This window comes from Leifsonia sp. HAY1-4F (genome assembly GCF_056755275.1).
Genome location: NZ_JBNDHX010000457.1, coordinates 1 through 250 on the forward strand (window position 1 = coordinate 1; position 250 = coordinate 250).

The 250-nt window shown below is 65.6% G+C and carries 1 pseudogene; it reads left to right on the forward strand.

From position 1 onward, the window contains the following. Positions 1-186, forward strand: a pseudogene (locus tag ACPYOG_RS20150) (DNA-processing protein DprA); the annotation flags it as partial. Positions 187-250 lie beyond the last annotated feature (64 nt).

Here is a 250-nt window from a genome sequence, read left to right on the forward strand (position 1 = left end):
GGATTGTCCTTGGAGGACCTGATTCTCCTGGACGCGTTGCCCCTTCGGTCCACCAGTTCGGTGGAAAAGCTGACGGTGGTGGCGGGACTGGGTCCCGAGGCCGTTCGCGCTGGGCTGGGCCGGCTGGGGCTGTTGGGGCTGGCGGTCTCGGAGCGGGGTGCCTGGAAGCGTGGAAAGAACGCCTGACGCGGTCGCAAAACAGCATGTCGATGCAAGCGCCGGAGGACGACTACTGGCACTGTAGGAAGGG